This window comes from Loktanella agnita (assembly GCF_046640325.1).
In the GTDB taxonomy this organism is placed as follows: domain Bacteria; phylum Pseudomonadota; class Alphaproteobacteria; order Rhodobacterales; family Rhodobacteraceae; genus Yoonia; species Yoonia agnita.
In genome coordinates, this window is sequence record NZ_JBJMBF010000005.1 from 1 (window position 1) to 13,770 (window position 13,770).

Annotated in this window: 17 protein-coding genes and 2 pseudogenes; all 19 read right to left on the reverse strand. The window is 54.0% G+C overall.

The features are described from left to right. Positions 1-72: 72 nt before the first annotated feature. The 19 genes and pseudogenes from ACJ5NV_RS06550 to ACJ5NV_RS06640 all read right to left on the reverse strand — a co-directional run bounded on the left by ACJ5NV_RS06550 (position 73) and on the right by ACJ5NV_RS06640 (position 13,767). A complete protein-coding gene (locus tag ACJ5NV_RS06550) occupies positions 73-369 on the reverse strand; it encodes a hypothetical protein (protein WP_411642837.1) in 297 nt (98 codons plus the stop codon). Then, a pseudogene (locus tag ACJ5NV_RS06555) lies at positions 363-569 on the reverse strand (EndoU domain-containing protein); the annotation flags it as partial. The gene ACJ5NV_RS06550 and the pseudogene ACJ5NV_RS06555, both read right to left, overlap by 7 nt. A 264-nt stretch (positions 570-833) precedes the next feature. After that, on the reverse strand, positions 834-929 hold the full coding sequence (locus ACJ5NV_RS06560; RefSeq protein WP_411642838.1) for an RHS repeat-associated core domain-containing protein: 96 nt from the start codon (positions 927-929) through the stop codon (positions 834-836). Positions 930-1,269: 340 nt separating this feature from the next. Further along, the gene (locus ACJ5NV_RS06565) at positions 1,270-2,064 is read right to left on the reverse strand and encodes a hypothetical protein (RefSeq protein ID WP_411642839.1); all 795 of its coding nucleotides are present in this window, start codon (positions 2,062-2,064) and stop codon (positions 1,270-1,272) included. Beyond that, the gene (locus ACJ5NV_RS06570; protein WP_411643120.1) at positions 2,064-2,687 is read right to left on the reverse strand and encodes an RHS repeat-associated core domain-containing protein; all 624 of its coding nucleotides are present in this window, start codon (positions 2,685-2,687) and stop codon (positions 2,064-2,066) included. The genes ACJ5NV_RS06565 and ACJ5NV_RS06570 overlap by 1 nt, the downstream gene beginning before the upstream one ends. A gap of 72 nt (positions 2,688-2,759) precedes the next feature. After that, entirely contained in the window at positions 2,760-3,179 is a 420-nt protein-coding gene (locus ACJ5NV_RS06575) for a hypothetical protein (RefSeq protein ID WP_411642840.1), read from the reverse strand. Between the two features lies 1 nt (position 3,180). Continuing rightward, a complete protein-coding gene (locus ACJ5NV_RS06580; protein ID WP_411642841.1) occupies positions 3,181-3,846 on the reverse strand; it encodes an RHS repeat-associated core domain-containing protein in 666 nt (221 codons plus the stop codon). Positions 3,847-4,149: 303 nt separating this feature from the next. Continuing rightward, positions 4,150-4,338, reverse strand: a complete 189-nt coding sequence (locus ACJ5NV_RS06585) for a hypothetical protein (RefSeq protein WP_411642842.1) — start codon at positions 4,336-4,338, stop codon at positions 4,150-4,152. Further along, a complete protein-coding gene (locus ACJ5NV_RS06590) occupies positions 4,335-4,565 on the reverse strand; it encodes an EndoU domain-containing protein (protein WP_411642843.1) in 231 nt (76 codons plus the stop codon). Before ACJ5NV_RS06590 ends, ACJ5NV_RS06585 begins: the two co-directional genes overlap by 4 nt. Positions 4,566-4,582: 17 nt before the next feature. Beyond that, the gene (locus tag ACJ5NV_RS06595) at positions 4,583-4,915 is read right to left on the reverse strand and encodes a barstar family protein (protein WP_411642844.1); all 333 of its coding nucleotides are present in this window, start codon (positions 4,913-4,915) and stop codon (positions 4,583-4,585) included. Positions 4,916-4,923: 8 nt separating this feature from the next. Next, complete coding sequence (locus ACJ5NV_RS06600) at positions 4,924-5,781, reverse strand: RHS repeat-associated core domain-containing protein (RefSeq protein ID WP_411642845.1); 858 nt, start codon at positions 5,779-5,781, stop codon at positions 4,924-4,926. Beyond that, positions 5,781-6,068 carry a hypothetical protein gene (locus tag ACJ5NV_RS06605; protein WP_411642846.1) on the reverse strand — a complete coding sequence of 96 codons (288 nt, stop codon included), beginning with the start codon at positions 6,066-6,068 and terminating at the stop codon, positions 5,781-5,783. The genes ACJ5NV_RS06600 and ACJ5NV_RS06605 overlap by 1 nt, the downstream gene beginning before the upstream one ends. 1 nt (position 6,069) lies before the next feature. Further along, positions 6,070-6,489, reverse strand: coding sequence for a DUF1308 domain-containing protein (locus ACJ5NV_RS06610; protein ID WP_411643121.1), 420 nt, complete (start codon positions 6,487-6,489; stop codon positions 6,070-6,072). A gap of 9 nt (positions 6,490-6,498) precedes the next feature. Then, positions 6,499-6,639, reverse strand: a pseudogene (locus tag ACJ5NV_RS06615) (RHS repeat-associated core domain-containing protein); the annotation flags it as partial. 12 nt (positions 6,640-6,651) lie between these two features. Further along, positions 6,652-6,849 carry an RHS domain-containing protein gene (locus ACJ5NV_RS06620; RefSeq protein ID WP_411642847.1) on the reverse strand — a complete coding sequence of 66 codons (198 nt, stop codon included), beginning with the start codon at positions 6,847-6,849 and terminating at the stop codon, positions 6,652-6,654. 184 nt (positions 6,850-7,033) lie between these two features. Beyond that, positions 7,034-7,831: a hypothetical protein gene (locus ACJ5NV_RS06625; protein WP_411642848.1), complete on the reverse strand. Its 798-nt coding sequence runs from the start codon at positions 7,829-7,831 to the stop codon at positions 7,034-7,036. A 3-nt stretch (positions 7,832-7,834) separates the two neighbouring features. Further along, a complete protein-coding gene (locus ACJ5NV_RS06630) occupies positions 7,835-8,476 on the reverse strand; it encodes an RHS repeat-associated core domain-containing protein (protein ID WP_411643122.1) in 642 nt (213 codons plus the stop codon). A 363-nt stretch (positions 8,477-8,839) separates the two neighbouring features. Further along, positions 8,840-9,232, reverse strand: coding sequence for a hypothetical protein (locus ACJ5NV_RS06635; RefSeq protein WP_411642849.1), 393 nt, complete (start codon positions 9,230-9,232; stop codon positions 8,840-8,842). Beyond that, positions 9,229-13,767: an RHS repeat-associated core domain-containing protein gene (locus tag ACJ5NV_RS06640; protein WP_411642851.1), complete on the reverse strand. Its 4,539-nt coding sequence runs from the start codon at positions 13,765-13,767 to the stop codon at positions 9,229-9,231. Before ACJ5NV_RS06640 ends, ACJ5NV_RS06635 begins: the two co-directional genes overlap by 4 nt. Positions 13,768-13,770 lie beyond the last annotated feature (3 nt).

The window sequence follows — 13,770 nt, forward strand, 5'->3', positions numbered from 1 at the left end:
ATCTGCGCCAAGCATAGGGAATCACATCATACGTGATCTGGGAATCCTGAATCTGAAAGCCCGCGACACGCTCTAGTCCGTCTTTTCTCCAAACACGGATTGAAACTTTTCCCAAGCCTCCTCGTCGATTGATCGCTCTTCGTGAATGCCAAGAGCACGACCATGCTTTAAAATTTCATCTCTCTGCGATCGGCTAAATTCAACTTCATGCTCCAAATACCAAAGAAATGCACCTTCAAATGCTATCTCTAGCTCTCCAAGGGTTATGTATTCGTGAAGCGCCTCTTGAAGGCCCTGATCACTGATAGGCTTCATATCTAGAATCATATTCAGGAAAGATTCTGCACGATAATATGTCTGATCTACCATACCGGATATGCCGACGATATGGTTCCAGGATATTTAGAATTGGCTGGGAAGTCATCGACCACGATATTTACTCCATCTCGGTTCCCGTGATAAACATTTTGCGCCCATGTACCTGTCGTAACAGAGGTTGGATTGTCCTTCACGTCCTGAACGTTGTGAATGATACGATCATCACTCCAAGACTTCGGGAACTGCGTTTTATCTGGATATTTGTGCCTACCATTCTAAGAATGTCTATTCAAAATATGGACATCTCGGTGATTTTCCAAAGACTTAGGGTTAGTGATAGGCGAATGCGTCGGTGCTTGCGTGAACCTGCCCTGGTCATCTCGCCAGCGCTTCGCATTCGGATCGTAGCGTGGGCACCCCGCGAGACCGAGAGGATCAATCCAATCGTTGGGATTAGTCACATAGCCATGTGGTCGTGTCCCGCCAGCCAAACCTAGCGGGTCGCTCGACAGGTATTACCCCGCTTCTGCATCGTAGTACCGGAACCGGTTGTAGTGCAGCCCGCTTTCTTCGTCGGCCCATTGACCCTGAAAGCGGATCTGATAGGTCACATCTTCGCCATTGGCGACCTCCAACCGCCAGATGTCGATCTTTTCTTCGTTGCCTCAGAGCCCGAACTTTGCCCGCCAGGCTTTTCGTTTGCCGTCTTCTGACACGAGTTCGTGGAGCGTGCCGATGTGGTCGGTCACTACATAATAGAGCTCATCCCCAGCGAGCTTTGCCATGGGCCGGAAGGTACCCTCCTCATAGACCCAAGCCGCTGTTCCGTCTGCATAAATCGGGGCGTCAGAGACAATCTGGTCGCCGTCCCATTGATAGACCGGGATGTCGTTGACTGAGTATTACAGGACATCAGAGACTAGCCCTCTCACCCATAAATATGGCAGATAGCTATGGCAAGCGGCGCACGCTTCGCTTGTTCTGAACTTGCCAAGAAATCAGCTTTCCCGCATTTCCCAACCAAGCATTTACTTCATCAAGTCGCTGCTGGGGTACTTCCCACAGAAAGTGCCCATTAGGCCAAGCGGTCAGTGCGCCAAGATCAGAGGTATTCTCGACCCCGTCTTTCAATGTCTTTCCTTCGATGACCATCTGACATTGCGTTTCATTCAAAATGTTGATTGGATAGACCATTCTTAGCTTCGCTGTCAGATAGCTCTCCTTGCCATCAAAGCGGCCTGGCTGTTCTTGTGTGAATTTGAAGACGTTTTCGTTCGGCAGGACCCCAACCGATCCTTCGCCTGCACAGTAACTTGTGGCAAGAGAAGCAGATTTGATATCGAAACCGATTGCGTACCGATATGGTACCATCTGACTTATCTCAAAAAAGAAGTCTTTCAGTTGCAGCGCATTATCAGAGATACTTCCTGGAACATTACCGCCGATATGCGGGAACGAGCCATACGCATAGCTGGAGTGATAGAACATAGCGCGCCAAGGTTTTTCGGAAGTAGCCGTGTCGTAAATGTAAAAGCTTTCGTGGCTGTCGATGGACAACCGGTTTCTTATCTCGTCAAGCGTAGCTTCAACTAGATGAAGGGTCTCTCCATCTGCATCCGGCTTAGTTTCTTCGTATCTTGTGACCTCCGATATACTAAGCGAAAAAAGCTCAAATAGTCTTTCTCCCGCCGTTAAGGCCTTTTCGCCCGCATCAGTTGCGATGCCATAAATTACCACACCTATCATCAGATACCTGCAATCAGATTATCTAACTGGCTTATAATAGTTGATGCACTGTATGGATGATCAATAACAACGACCTGTCCCTGCTGGCTTGCCGGCAATTTGTTCATTGCATTCCTGTTCCGCGACATCAGATTTGGATAGCGGCTTCCCATATCGGTCTTTGAAGCAAGTTCAATTGAATGTACACGACCATTGCTGTCAATCGCCATGACATCGGGCCGCCTCCGTGATTGCCCTGCACCCGAGTTGTACTGCCAGTTCATGTGAATCTCTCGGAACTTGCCACTCATAGCCAGCTTGTTTGCAATGACTTCTGAGAATTGGTCATGACCCGGTGTTCCATCCCTCTGGCCTTTGCCATAGATAGGCGTGTCGTTGACGACCCTCACGGGGCAGCTGGCCAAACCAAATGGATCAATCCAGTTATTGGGGTCATCAACATAGTTGTGTGGTGTGATCCCACCTCGCAGCCCAATTGGATCGTATGACAAATACTGCGCCGCTTCAGCAACATAGTAGCGATACCTATTATAAAGCAGCCCGGACTCTTCATCTTCCCACTGACCCTGAAATCTTATCGAGCAAGTCGCGCCATCTTCGCCCGCTGTCTCAGAGCGCCCGATGTCGACTTTCTCCGCGTTCCCCCAGAGCCCGAATTTCGCCCGCTAGGCGGTGTGTTGGCCGTCCTCCTATCGTTATTTTGACTTTTCGCTTTTGTAGATAGCAGCTGCCGCACTACCGTCGTGCGCGTAGACCGTTTCGAACGACTGGGGCAGGCCAGAACTTATTTGCGCTAGATAGGTTTCGTATTTGTCCAATAGTTGTAAGAAATCGTGGGTGTGCATCATGACTTGTTGTTCATCAACATATTCACAGAAAATATAGACGTAAGGCCCAACAATATAAACATGATGCGCATTGCCAGAGCCCAGATAAACGATATTTTCATTAGAAATTCTCGCAATTTTTTCTCTCCAAAACGATATTCCATCTACGCTTACGACGTCGTCTTGAAGCCATGACCCGATTTCGAGTCCACCGTTGGTGAGAGGATTTGACACGAGATACAAACGTTCAGTGTTCTTTGCTGGGCTAGGAGTAAGAGTTAATTTCATCTCATCCACCATATACTGGCCATGCAGCATCCGCACCACCGGTACTGGAGTAGTAACCCTCCATGGGCACCCCTGATGGAGAAGTGCCTTGCCATTTGCTCGGGTTGCCCGGCATTGGCGATGCATTTTGGAATGCACCGGCGATTTCTTGCTTAGTTTGTCGTCTAGACCAATGATCAGGGAAGAACGAAGTCGTAGCGTTCTTATCTACCCACCGCCCAGTTGCAGGATCTCTTACTTGTATTTTCCCCGTTGATACGCCGTTCCTGTCGGGGCCATTGATTTGTTCCCGGACGCGTGTGTTACTCGATCTACTATAGTGCCCCCCAGAACCGTTCCCCATGCCGTTAATGTTTCCGTCCAGAATATGGTCATACCTGATATTACAACTAGCAAGACCAAGCGGGTCAATAAAATTATTTGGGTCAGTTACGTAGCTTTGCGGGCGACTGCCTCCAGCCAAAGCTAACAGATCGCTAGAACAATACTGCCCAGCTTCCGCGTCATAATACCGGAAACGGTTGTAGTACAGCCCGCTTTCCTCATCCGCCCATTGTCCCTGGAAACGGATTTGACAGGTGACATCCTCGCCGTTTGCGACCTCGCCCCGCCAGATGTCGATCTTTTCCGCGTTCCCCCACAGGCCGAATTTCGCCCGCCAGGCCATCCTCGGACACCAGTTCGCGCGGTGTGCCGATGTGGTAGGTCACAACGTAGTAGAGGTCATCCCCCGCCAATTTCGCCATCGGACGGAACGTGCCAGGTTCGTAGACCCAGGCCACTGTTCCGTCCGCATAAATCGGCGCGTCGGCGCTGATCTGGTCGCCGTCCCACTGATAGACCGTTTACTCAGTTGTTAGGGTGAAATCTTCTAACCCGAACTGAAAAAGGTGACGAGCTTCCTATAAAAGTCGTCCACGTACATTGTTTTCTCGTTCAAGTTCAGTGCTTCTGCATGCGCTAAGATAAGCTATTTTTCCTTACTACTAAATTCAGTAGGTTGCTGCATATAACACAGCATGGCACTTTCGAAGGCAATTTCGGTTTCTCCAACACCTATAAATTTCTTAATTTCATCTAATATACTTGAATTTGAAATTTGGTATTTATCTAACAATTCCGTCAGAAAAATCTCCGATTGCTCCAAGGTAAAATTCATTGCACAGGGTACCCGGTTGATATTTTGCCAGCGTGAGTATGGCCAGGTGAATAATCATAGACCTCGATGTTCACACCGTCACGTTGACCCCGATAATACGTCGCCCCGTGCGCTCCAACACCCGTTGACGTCGGATTGTCCTTAACATCTTGGATATTATGCAAAATGCGATCATCGCTCCAACTCTTGGGAAATTGGGTTTTGCCCGATTTGCGGTGCCGAGCCACCCAATTCTAGCGAATGTCTAGTCGACGCTATATGAGATCAGGGGGGGGGTTCCTGAATCAACGGAAAAATTATTTACAACCCCTATGCAGTAAAGAATATTGAGCGCAAAATCATTCTCGAGTTGAGAGAACTTGGAAAATCCATGCATTCTTAGAAGCAAGACTTCTTCTTCGCCCAACGCAAATTTACTTAACCCATCCTTAGGAGAGCGCAACGACCTCATACAGTCAATCCACGCATGCATGTTGCGACCATAAAAATCTGGGAACCCGAAAACCTGAGAAAATAGATCATGAAAGTCTTCCCGACTAGCTATTTTGGCGAAATCGACATCAATGGTCTTAAACATTTTCAATCTCAGTAACTCGGATCAAGTTCGATAAAGGTTCGATAGTGATCAGGTGTGAAGTATTGCCGCCCAGTATTGGTTTCACGAACAATCCTCATAGGACCGGACTGGCTAGCCCCATGCCAAGCACGTACTGTCCATTCTGTGTAGCTACCTGACTGGAGTATAGATGAATTTGGGTCAACCAAAGAACTGTTATCATATGGCGTACCATCTCGATCAAACTGAGATGTATCACCCCTTCGAATTCTGTCGCGCGTGGCGTTTATCTCGCGCATTTGCGCGGGCGTGAGGTCAACGCCCGCACGCTGTCTTGTCTGGGCAAAAAGTTGTGAAGGATTCTCGGCATAGGCGCATGCTGCTAGCCCGCGTGGATCTATCCAATAATTTGGATCAGTCACATATCCTTGAAGCCTAATACCGCCTTTGAGTCTAATCGGATCACTCGACAGATACTGCCCCGCTTCTGCGTCATAATACCGGAACCGGTTGTAGTGCAGCCCACTTTCCTCGTCGGCCCACTGACCCTGGAACCGGATGTTGCAGGTGACTTCGCCGCCGTTGGCAGCCTCGCCCCGCCAGATGTCGATCTTTTCCGCGTTCCCCCGCAGGCCGAATTTCGCCCGCCAGGCCGTCCGCTTGCCATCCTCGGACACCAGTTCGCGCGGCGTGCCGATGTGGTCGGTCATGACGTAGTAGAGGTCATCCCCAGCAAGCTTCGCCATGGGCCGGAACGTCCCCGGCTCATAAATCCAGGCCTCTGCCGCGTCCCAGGCCACTGTGCCGTCCGAATAAATCGGCGCGTCCGCGACGATCTGGTCGCGGTCCCATTGTAGGCGCCCACTTCGCCGGGGCGTCTCCGTCATCAGTCTGCTTCTATCCAATCCTGTAATCCAGCCTGCTTCAAGGCGTTACGAACTTCGACAACCTGTGGATCGGTTGGGTCAATTGCCGCGCTTCGATAGACGTCGTTTCGTATTTTTCCTCTATCCAAACCAGTAAGTTCGGAGAATAGTAGGACCATATGCTCGTCCGAAAGTTCATCGTAGAATACACGCATGATTAAAGGCAGTTTAGTTAACCACGTGCGTTCGGGATGCGAGTTTTCGATTAGGTTTTGAGCGCTTTCAACAAAGTGGGGAATCTCAGACATGCTACGTTCCTGTAAGCGGGACGGGATCATGTACAATTACATCGAAATCGACTCCTTGAGCCGATGCACCTCGTACAAACTTCGCGTCACTGGTTATAGTCGGAATAGACATATTGTCTCCTGTACCGAAGATAACCTTATCATTGGCGCCCACCTTCTTTGTCGTTTGAAGATTGGCAGCCCGTGAAGATGGGTTGCCAGGAACAACCGTCACACGATACATAAACCGTTGCGCGCGCGCTTTTTCTTGGGGGCCAGCAACTCTTATCATGTTATCAAATTCGGCCTTTGCTGTCTGTGTCATTACCATGTCACGACCATTCAGCTCGGCCTTTAGCTTGTGCCGCATGGGGGAATTTTGCGAAACAAACGCTGATACGGTACCGGTATCAATGTTTACTTGGCCAGGGCAACCAGACAAACCTAGTGGGTCTACCCAATTATTTGGATCGGGAACATAACTCTGAGTTCTTGTTCCCCCTGATAGGGCCACAGGATCCCTCGACAGATATTGCCCCACCTCTGCGTCATAATATCTGAACCGATTATAGTGAAGTCCGCTTTCTTCGTCGGCCCATTGCCCCTAGAACCGGATGTTGCAGGTAACTTCGCCTCCGTTTGCGGCTTCGCCTTTCCAGACTTCGATCGCTTTCTCGTTACCCCACAGCCCGAACTTGGCCCGCCAGGCAGTCCTCCGCCCGTCTTCGGACACCAGTTCGCGCGGGGTGCCGATGTGGTCGGTCACAACGTAGTAGAGATCCTCCCCGGCGAGCTTCGCCATGGGCCGAAAAGTGCCGGGCTCGTAGACCCACGCCTCCGCCGCGTCCCAAGCCACTGTTCCGTCTGCGTAAACCGGGGCGTCGGCGATGATCTGGTCGCCGTCCCATTGATGGGCCGGGATGTCGTTGACTGAGTATTACAGGACATCGGAGACTAGCCCTCTGGCCCGTAAATATGGCAGATAATTATGGCAGGCGGCGCGGGCTACGCTTGCTCTGAGCTTGCCAAGAAATCAGCTTTCCCGCATTTCTCAACCAAGCGTTCGTGTTCGCAAGCCTGTCATCGGGTACATCCCACAAAAACAAATCGCGAGAAAGATGTGATATCTGGCCCAATTCAGTAGATTCCTGCACCCATTCCTTCAACGTCTTGCCATCGATTGATATTTCGCAATGCTCTTTGTTGATTACATTGAGCGGGTACACAATCCGAAGCATTCTTCCGTTATACCGGCCTTCGCCACCCCTTAATTCTGGTATCTCTCGTGCGAACAAAAAAACATTTTCATTGATATCAACCTTCGTTATCCCACTCCCTGTGGCGTAATTCCAGGCGGACGAAGTCTTGTCCGATGGATAGAGAATTGCGTAACGAAAATCGAGCATTTCAGCCAAAAACGACAGAAAGTCGGCCAAAATTTCCTTCGCCGTTTCACCTGGATCGGCGAACTGAGCACTGATGTAAGGAAAGCTTCCAAAGTCATTTATATTCTGATGAAATGCAGCGCGCCAGGGCTTGTGGTTTTCGTCCTCATGAAACAGCGCGAATGCCTCAATGTGCCCTTTAGACACATTCGAGGTTAAGTCTTCTAACCCAATATCATGTACTTCGAAATCGCCGGGATGGTCGCCCCTTTCAAGCAGTCTTGGCGTTGTTGCATGCGTTATCTCAAGACCAATTCTCTCAAAATATGCCCTTCCCGCTTCAAGGATTTTGCGGGTTTGGCCTGATGTGACCCCATAAGCTGCGATCCCAAAGCCCATTGGTCAGATTCCACCGATCAGGTTATCAAGCGCCGACTTGTAAGGATGCTCAAGAACAACAACTTCTCCCCTTTGATTCGGCGGCAGTCTATTCATAGCAGTGTTATTTCGTGTTGTTAGATCTGGCAACTTGCGTCCCATATCGGTTTTTGAGGCTAGCTCAATAGAATGCACACGACCGTTGTGGTCAATGGCCATAACGTCCGGCCGCCTCCGTGATTGCCCCGGCCCTACACCCGAGTTGTACTGATGGTTCATGTGAATCTCTCGGAACTTGCCACTCATAGCCAGCTTGTTTGCAATGACTTCTGAGAATTGGTCATGACCCGGTGTTCCATCCCTCTGGCCTTTGCCATAGATAGGCGTGTCGTTGACGACCCTCACGGGGCAGCTGGCCAAACCAAATGGATCAATCCAGTTATTGGGATCGGTAACATATCCTTGGGGTCTGGTTCCGCCGGACAAACCCAGCGGGTCGGTCAACAGATACTGCCCCGCCTCAGCGTCATAGTACCGGAACCGGTTGTAGTGCAGCCCGCTTTCTTCGTCGGCCCATTGGCCTTGGAACCGGATCTGGCAGGTGACTTCGCCGCCATTGGCGGCCTCGCCCCGCCAGATGTCGATCTTTTCCGCGTTCCCCCACAGCCCGAACTTTGCCCGCTAGGCCGTGCGTCGCCCATCTTCGGACACCAGTTCGCGCGGGGTACCGATGTGGTCCGTCACCACGTAGTAGAGATCATCCCCAGCGAGTTTGGCCATGGGCCGGAAAGTGCCGGGTTCGTAGATCCAGTCCTCTGCCGCGTCCCACGCGACTGTGCCGTCTGCATAAATCGGGGCGTCCGCGACGATCTGGTCGCCGTCCCACTGGTACGCACGGCTTTCGCCGGGTTGCAGGTCGACTTCTTCGTCGCGCCGTCCGGCGACAACCTTCAGCCGCCGCCCGAGGGCGTCATAGCCGAAATGCCAGGCCGACCTAAAGCTGCAGCGGAATCACCGAGTCCCTAAGTTCTAGGTCGCTTCCTTAGGGGCCCTTCTAGACTCCGACGCTGACCGGGTACCATCAAAATAGAATGTCAATGTCGGCCCGTAGTCTTCGTATCTTTCAACGACAAACTGCCCGTCGAGCGCCGCCAACCTTTTTCGCCAATTCCTTTCTAGTTCGTCCGCAATTCTCTGATAAGTCTCTTCAGAATAATCGCGAAGCGATGCAAGGTCGTAGACATGCAGGTGATTTAGCAGCTTCTCAAGAGCGATACGGTCATTGCTCCTTTCCAGCCAATCGTCAATCGTCTGGCGATTATCCACATTCTTATTCAGGTGAAGTCCGCGATACTTATGGACTTCCAGAACGGAGTGAGACTCGATCTCCTCTGCCAATATCTCGTCCAATTCTTCCATCATGGTATTTCGCTAGATAATGCAGGCCGAACAGTGGATTGCTTTCGGACAAACACTTGGCCATTCGGCGCAGTGTTACGATCATAGTGAACCACATGAGGTGTTGGAACGCCCCCATGAGCGGCACCGGTGACATCAACACGATACAACGGAAGGCCATCGTCGCCCCAAACTTGATAGTGTGTCACATTACCTGAAGAGTCCTTGCGATACATTACCGAATTCGGCGCCTGTGGCGTCTTTGGGAAGTGCCCGCCGGTATGTTGAGTGCCGGCGGTCGTTACGTCCCTTCCAGCGACAGGGGGCCCTGCGAATCTTCCCTTAGAGTCACGCCAACGACCTGCGTTGGCGTCCCATCTTAAAGGGCAACTGGCCAACCCCAAAGGATCAACAGAGTAGTTGGGGTCACTAACGTATCCAATAGGTCTGGGTCCGCCTTCCAGCTTAATTGGATCACTCGACAGATACTGGCCCGCCTCCGCGTCGTAATACCGGAATCGGTTGTAGTGCAGCCCGCTTTCCTCATCTGCCCATTGCCCCTGAAAGCGGATGTTGCAGGTGACTTCGCCGCCGTTGGCGGCCTCGCCCCGCCAGATGTCGATCTTTTCCGCGTTCCCCCACAGGCCGAATTTCGCCCGCCAGGCCGTCCGCTTGCCATCCTCGGACACCAGTTCGCGCGGCGTGCCGATGTGGTCGGTCACGACGTAGTAGAGGTCATCCCCAGCAAGCTTCGCCATGGGCCGGAACGTCCCCGGCTCATAAATCCAGGCCTCCGCCGCGTCCCACGCTACGGTCCCATCTGCATAGATCGGCGCATCGGCGACGATCTGGTCGCCATCCCATTGATACGCGCGGCCCTCGCCGGGCTGTAGGTCGATCTCTTCGTCGCGCCGTCCGGCGACAACTTTCAGCCGCCGTACCCGCCGCCCCAAGGCATCATAGCCATAGTGCCAGACCGATCCATCAGGAGCCGAGAGCCGCACAAGCCGGTCTTCGCCGTTCCATTGCATGCGCCAGATACGGGGGCGGAAGCCGGGTTCTTCGACCCGTTTTTCGATCACCCGCCCGCAGCTGTCGTGAGTGTAATACGTCCGGCCCCGGGATTTGACCCGGCCGCCAGCGGATTGCTGGACCGGGGCAAAGCCGCTCGCGTCAATGGTGGCCGATAGGTTGCGGGCGGGGTCGTAGTGATAGCCCATACGCGCCACTTCGGCACCGCTGCGGTCAAGCTGGCGGGTTGCCGCGACTTGGCCGCGCTTGTCATAGTTGAACTGGGTTTGGCCCCAATGGCTGTCCATCTGCGAAATCGCCCGACCCGCCTTGTCCCAGTCATAGCTGCGATGGGCGCGGGTCATGCCGCCCGCTGCCGCGACGCCGGCTGCGCTGGATTTAGAAAGATCGCGGATCGCCTCCGCCGGACCGGCGATCTGGGTCCGCAGATAGCCCGCAGCTGTGTAATCCTGCGCCAAGGTAAAGCCAGCAGGACTGTGCCGCAGCGTCTCAAGCCCACGCGCGTCGTGCCGCAGGCTAAGCGGTGCGTGATCGCCGATGGTGATCTCTGCGGGCAATCCGGCGGGCGTGTATCCGGTAGTCAGCGGCAGCACGTCACCCGCCCGTTTCGTCCGCATACCAGAGCCGGGGGCGTATTCTGATTTGATCTCGCGCCCGTCGATTTTCTCGCTGACAATCCGGCCCAGCGCATCATAGGCATATGCAATGGTTGCGGTATCGTTCTGCGCCATCGTCATCATGCCACGCGGGTCATAGGTGAACCGTGTGACAGACGGCCCGTCAGCCCCCAGCACCCGCATCTCTTGCAGTTCGCCACGCAGGGAATAGTGATACTGCGTCTCCGTACCGTCCGGGGCAAGCTTGCGGGTGACCTGACCGGCGGCATCCCGGACGTAGCGGGTCACAAGCCCAGAAAAATCCCGCTCTGCCATCAGCCCGCCAGCGGCGTCATAGTGGTATTCGTAGCGTTCACCCAGCGCGTTGATCACGGCGGTCAGACGCATTTCGCTGTCATGCTCCAGCCGCATGGTGTTGCCCATGGGATCAGTCACTTCGACGGGCAGGTCAAAGGCCCCAGCCTTGAAGTGGCGGGTATTCCCTTCGGCGTCCGTAACGGACGAGAGTTGCCCCTCCCCATCCCATGACATCTGCATGGTGGCCCCGCCGGGCAGTTCAGCCTGCCGGACCCCACCGCGCGGATTGTCCGGACCGCGCCGCACGTCATAGCGGGTGACCGCACCGGCGGCATCCTCTACCCGGATCAGCCGCCCTTCGCGGTCATAGTGCACGCGATCTTCACCCCCATCGGGGTTCACATACATCCGTGGCCGCAGGAATTCGTCGTAGTAAATACGGTCCTGTGCACCACCGGGGCGTTCGACACGCAGCACTTCGCCCCGGTCGCCCCGGCGAAAGGCCACATCATCGCCCATCGCATCGGTGATCCGGCTAAGATTGCCATTGTCGTCGTAATAAAACCGCTCGGTCCCGCCTGCCGCATCAGTAAAGGCGCTTAGCAAACCGCCGCTGTCATAAGTCCAGGCTTGTGTATCGCCTACCGGATCTGTGACCGATGTCAGATTGCCCGCCTCATCATAGGTCATTTCGTCCCGGCGGCCCAATGGGTCAACACGCGCAGTCACGTTAAAGCTGCTATCCCATTCGGTCAGCCATTCGGCCCCGTTTTCGTCGATATGCTTCCAGACAAGTCCGCGTTTGTGGAAATGCGTGCTCTGATGACCCAAGGAGTTGGTGACAACGGTCTTGCCGCCTGCGGGGTCATGGTCCAAGTCCACAGCCATATGGCCGCTTTTCGACCAAGAGCGCACGATCCGATCATTGCGGTCATACTGATAGAAAACCTCGGTCGCGTTGGTATCCGCCCAGCGGTTGATGCGCCCGTCGCCGTCATAGCCATAAAACAATGTGCCGAATTGCGAAGACCGTGCTTCGCTCAGCTTGCCGGTTGTCGTGTAGCCCCATGTGAAGTTGCAATCGCCATGATCGTGATCGACCATCGAAGCAGCACGCAAAACCCCATTTTCGCATTTGATATCAAGAACAAAGCCGTCCGAATGGCTGACACTGACCAAGTTCGCGCCGTGATAGCGAAAGCTGATCTTGTTGCCGTTGCGATCCTCAATCGCAGAGAGCAAAATACGCTTATCCAGCCGGTGCGCGAATTTGTAGAACAGCTGTTCACGGCGGTTAAAAATGTAGATATCGCCATCCCGCTGCCCCATCATTTCCAGATGTGGCATGCGGATATTTTCCGACATGATTTCGGGGTCAGGAGTGTGGAACACCACTTTGGTGCCATCAGGATCCTGATAGGTGGTTATCTCGCCGTCAGTCTGCAAATGCTGGGACCAAGTGCAGGCCCAGTCATGGCCCATCATCCCAGTTGCGCCACGAGCATAGGCGCGGGACAGTGCCAGCGGGATTGTCCCGGGGATGAACAGGTCCGTCCGATACTCCATCAACTGACCAGTTGCGACATCAATCGGGTCACCACAGCCATTCCGGCAGGCCCGTGGATTCGGGCCATCTACATCTGCACTGCGCCGCCGTCCCTTGCTGCCGCGTGGGATCGGCAAAAAGTTCAGAACACCAAGCCCGATCCGGGTCCAACGTTGCGCCCAGCCACCATCAATGTCCAACGCGATCGGGCTGGTATCCATGTCGATGGCGATGGATTTACATCCATCGTTGATGACACCCGCACAGGTCGTTTTATGCCCGATACGCGACATGGGCATCCCATTGACGGCGACAGTCTCGGCGCCTTCGGCGACGGCCATGACCTTGTGAACGCTGCACAACACGGGTGCGCCAACAAATGCAACGGGTTTGCCTTCAAAGAACACATTGGGCGAACCTAAAGTGATGGTGCCTTGATTGGTCCCGTATTGCCCGGCGGCCGATGCAAAACCCATTCCCAACCCGGCGACGGCACCAGCGGCAAGCCCAGCCGCCGCGATCACGATCAGGGCCGTACCGCCAGTGGCAACGATCAGCGCACCAACAGCCACCGCTGCGACAGCCCCCAGCGCCATGGCACCCAAAGTGGCCATTGGGCTGGTATGCGCAATCGGATGGCCCATGGTTGCGGGCATTTCACCTTGTTCCGGCAGACGCTGCCAGCCAAGAAGATCACCCATGACGGCATGACCCAGTTTGTCACCCACCCAGGCACCCGCGATGCCACCTGCGATCCCCGCGGCGATGCCAACAGCAACAGGTGCGGCAGCAGCCATCGCACCTGCACTAACACTGGTGCCCGCAGCAGCGGCAGCGGTGCCGCCGGAATAGGCGGCATACCCCAGCATCCCGCCACTAAGGGCGTAATTAAAGGTATTCCCCTCAACCACGTTGAGCGCATTATCAATGAACATTTCACCGCCACTGCGGTCAAATTCACTGCGCAACGTACCGCGCGGGGCGGATTCCAGCGGGCTGTTCGCCGCAGTGCTGTGGCGGCTTGCATTCTGACCAACGGTCATCCCTGTGAGCAAACCACCAGCCATCAG

Coding starts and splice junctions, on each gene's coding strand:
- ACJ5NV_RS06550 (WP_411642837.1), bottom strand. CDS start 369: ATGGTAGATCAGACATATTATCGTGCAGAATCTTTCCTGAATATGATT.
- ACJ5NV_RS06565 (WP_411642839.1), bottom strand. CDS start 2,064: ATGATAGGTGTGGTAATTTATGGCATCGCAACTGATGCGGGCGAAAAG.
- ACJ5NV_RS06575 (WP_411642840.1), bottom strand. CDS start 3,179: ATGAAATTAACTCTTACTCCTAGCCCAGCAAAGAACACTGAACGTTTG.
- ACJ5NV_RS06580 (WP_411642841.1), bottom strand. CDS start 3,846: ATGGCCTGGCGGGCGAAATTCGGCCTGTGGGGGAACGCGGAAAAGATC.
- ACJ5NV_RS06585 (WP_411642842.1), bottom strand. CDS start 4,338: ATGAATTTTACCTTGGAGCAATCGGAGATTTTTCTGACGGAATTGTTA.
- ACJ5NV_RS06595 (WP_411642844.1), bottom strand. CDS start 4,915: ATGTTTAAGACCATTGATGTCGATTTCGCCAAAATAGCTAGTCGGGAA.
- ACJ5NV_RS06600 (WP_411642845.1), bottom strand. CDS start 5,781: ATGACGGAGACGCCCCGGCGAAGTGGGCGCCTACAATGGGACCGCGAC.
- ACJ5NV_RS06605 (WP_411642846.1), bottom strand. CDS start 6,068: ATGTCTGAGATTCCCCACTTTGTTGAAAGCGCTCAAAACCTAATCGAA.
- ACJ5NV_RS06620 (WP_411642847.1), bottom strand. CDS start 6,849: ATGGCGAAGCTCGCCGGGGAGGATCTCTACTACGTTGTGACCGACCAC.
- ACJ5NV_RS06625 (WP_411642848.1), bottom strand. CDS start 7,831: ATGGGCTTTGGGATCGCAGCTTATGGGGTCACATCAGGCCAAACCCGC.
- ACJ5NV_RS06635 (WP_411642849.1), bottom strand. CDS start 9,232: ATGATGGAAGAATTGGACGAGATATTGGCAGAGGAGATCGAGTCTCAC.
- ACJ5NV_RS06640 (WP_411642851.1), bottom strand. CDS start 13,767: ATGGCTGGTGGTTTGCTCACAGGGATGACCGTTGGTCAGAATGCAAGC.